At 65.5% G+C, this 1,762-nt stretch carries 1 protein-coding gene; it reads left to right on the top strand.

Translation table 11 applies throughout. The annotated features are described in order from the left end of the window. Positions 1–1,762, top strand: a 1,762-nt coding sequence (locus tag AC0L2O_RS36100) for a hybrid sensor histidine kinase/response regulator (RefSeq protein ID WP_473373109.1), incomplete at both ends; no start/stop codon positions are given.

Raw genomic sequence — 1,762 nt, 5'->3', positions numbered from 1 at the left:
TGATGACCATGGTCTCGGAGCTGGTGCTGACCCGCAACCAGCTGCTCGAGATCAGCCGGCGCAACGAGGACACCGAGTTCAAGGTGCCGTTGCAGCGGCTGTCCAACGTCACCGCCGAACTGCAGGAAGGCGTCATGAAGACGCGCATGCAGCCGATCGGCAATGCCTGGCAGAAGCTGCCGCGCATCGTGCGCGACCTCTCGAGCGAACTCGGCAAGCAGATCGAGCTGGAGATGCACGGCGCCGACACCGAGCTCGACCGCCAGGTGCTCGATTTGATCAAGGACCCGCTCACCCATATGGTGCGCAACTCCGCCGACCATGGCCTGGAGACCCCCGCCGAGCGGCTCGCGTCCGGCAAGGGCGAGCAGGGTACCATCCGGCTGTCCGCCTATCACGAGGGCGGCCACATCATCATCTGCATCGCCGACAACGGCCGTGGCCTGAACACCGACAGGATCAAGGCCAAGGCGATCTCCTCAGGGTTGGTCACCGAGGCCGAGCTCGAGAAGATGAGCGAAGCCCAGATCCACAAGTTCATCTTCGCGCCGGGCTTCTCGACCGCGGCCGCCATCACCTCGGTGTCGGGGCGCGGCGTCGGCATGGACGTGGTCCGCACCAATATCGACCAGATCGGCGGCACCATCGACATCAAGTCGGTGGCCGGCGAGGGCTCCTCCGTCACCATCAAGATCCCGCTGACCTTGGCGATCGTCTCCGCCCTGATCGTGGAAGCCGCCGGCGATCGTTTTGCCATCCCGCAGCTCTCGGTGGTCGAATTGGTCCGCGCCCGCGCCAACTCCGAGCACCGCATCGAGCGCATCAAGGACACCGCCGTTCTCAGGTTGCGCAACAAGCTGTTGCCGCTGATCCACCTCAAGAAGCTCCTGAAGATCGACGACGGCGCCGTCTCCGATCCCGAGAACGGCTTCATCGTGGTCACCCAGGTCGGCAGCCAGACCTTCGGCATCGTCGTCGACGGCGTGTTCCACACCGAAGAAATCGTCGTCAAGCCGATGTCGACCAAGCTGCGTCACATCGACATGTTCTCGGGCAATACCATCCTGGGCGATGGCGCGGTCATCATGATCATCGACCCCAACGGCATCGCCAAGGCGCTCGGCGCCGCCGGCTCCTCGGCCCATGACATGAACAGCGAGAACGGGGCTCACAGCATCGGATCGGGCGAGCAGACCACTTCGCTGCTGGTGTTCCGCGCCGGCTCGTCCCAGCCCAAGGCGGTCCCGCTCGGGCTCGTCACCCGCCTGGAAGAGCTGCCCGCCGACAAGATCGAGTTCTCAAACGGCCGCTACATGGTGCAGTACCGCGAGCAGCTGATGCCGCTGGTGGCGATGGAGAGCGTCACCATTGCGAGCCAGGGCGCCCAGCCGATCCTGGTGTTCTCCGACGACGGCCGCTCCATGGGCCTCGTCGTCGACGAGATCATCGACATCGTCGAGGAACGGCTCAACATCGAGGTCGGCGGCTCCAGCCAGGGCATCCTGGGCTCGGCCGTGATCAAGGGCCAGGCCACCGAGGTGATCGACGTCGGCCACTTCCTGCCGATGGCGTTCGCCGACTGGTTCACCCGCAAGGAGATGAAGCCGTCGCTGCACTCGCAATCGGTGCTGCTGGTCGACGACAGTGCCTTCTTCCGCAACATGCTGGCGCCGGTGCTGAAGGCCGCGGGCTACCGCGTCCGCACCGCGCCGACCGCGCAGGAGGGCCTGGCCGCGCTGCGCGCGCAGACCTTCGACGTGGT

The sequence above is a fragment of the Bradyrhizobium sp. Kon10 genome (assembly GCF_055807395.1).
This window is presented reverse-complemented; position numbering and strand designations above follow the sequence as displayed.